The 1373-nt window shown below is 67.3% G+C and carries 2 protein-coding genes; both read left to right on the forward strand.

Annotation, left to right across the window (positions count from 1 at the left end; translation table 11 throughout):
- The coding region (locus FJ980_RS31845) for a TOBE domain-containing protein (protein ID WP_140547473.1) at positions 1 to 546 on the forward strand (546 nt) is incomplete at its 5' end.
- Positions 546 to 1373, forward strand: an 828-nt coding sequence (locus FJ980_RS31850) for an FGGY family carbohydrate kinase (RefSeq protein WP_246676663.1), incomplete at its 3' end; no start/stop codon positions are given. The genes FJ980_RS31845 and FJ980_RS31850, both read left to right, overlap by 1 nt.

Here is a 1373-nt window from a genome sequence, read left to right on the forward strand (position 1 = left end):
ATCCTGGTCACCCACGACCAGACCGAGGCCAATGCGCTTGCCGACCGCATCGCGGTGATGGAAGGCGGCGTGCTGCAGCAGTTCGATACGCCGGACAGGATCAAGGAGCGTCCGGCGAACCTGTTCACCGGCACATTCGTCGGCGAGCCGCCGATGAATGTCTTCGAGGCCTATGTCGGCGCCACCGCCGGGCGCATCAATCTCAGGCTTCCCGACGGGCTGTCGCTGGACTACGACAAGGACGCCTTCAGCGCTCCCGTCCGCGCCCAGTTGCTCAGCCGCGAGCGCGTCGTCCTCGGCATCAGGCCTTACGCGGTGCGGCGCTCGAAGGAAGGGGTCCCCGCCAGGGTTTCGGCCAATCAATGGCTTGGCGACCAGACCCATATAGCGGCCGATTTCGCCGGCGGCTCGCTGGTCCTGGTCGAGCACGACCGCACCCGGCTGGACCTTGGCGCGCCGATCAATGTCAGCATCGACCCGAAGAACCTGCATGTCTTCGACCAGGCGAGCGGCGAGGCCATTTCGCACGGCATGGAGCTCGCCTGATGCGTGATCTCTTGATCGGTATCGACGCCGGTACTTCCGTCATCAAGTCCATCGCCTTCGACACGAAAGGCCGGCAGATCGCCGCCGCGGCAACGCCGAACCATTACGAGACGCTGCCGGGCGGCGGCGCCGAACAGGATCTTGCGCGCACATGGGTGGATGCGGCGGCGACCTTGCGCCAGCTCGCCGAGAAAGTGCCCGATCTCGCCGGCCGGACCATCGCCATCGCGGTGACCGGGCAGGGCGACGGCACCTGGCTGATCGACGGCAAGGGCGAGCCGGTGGCGAAGGGCTGGCTCTGGCTCGACGCGCGCGCCGCTGGCGTCGTCGAGGAGATCCGCGCGCGGCCCGAGGACCGGCTGCGCTTCGAAAAGACCGGCAGCGGGCTCGCCGCCTGCCAGCAGGGCTCGCAGTTCGTGTTCATGAAGCGCAACATGCCTGAAATGCTCGACAAGGCGGCGACGGCGTTTCATTGCAAGGACTGGCTCTATTTCAAGCTGACCGGCGAACGCGCCACCGATCCTTCCGAGGGAACCTTCACCTTTGGTGATTTTCGAACCCGCGACTATAGCGACGAGGTGCTCGACGTGCTCGGCGTCGCCGATCTGCGGCATCTCCTGCCGCCGGTCACCGACGGCACCAGGCACAGCGCCGGTCTGTCGCCAGCGGCGGCCGCCGCCACCGGCATGCTTGCCGGCACGCCGGTCGTGCTCGGCTATGTCGACGTCGTCTGCACCGCGCTTGGCGCCGGCCTGCTCGACCGCGAGCGCAAGCCCGGCTGCACAATCATCGGCTCCACCGGCATGCATATGCGGCTGGCCGAGACG

Origin of the sequence: Mesorhizobium sp. B1-1-5, assembly GCF_006443065.1 — a bacterium.
GTDB lineage: Bacteria > Pseudomonadota > Alphaproteobacteria > Rhizobiales > Rhizobiaceae > Mesorhizobium.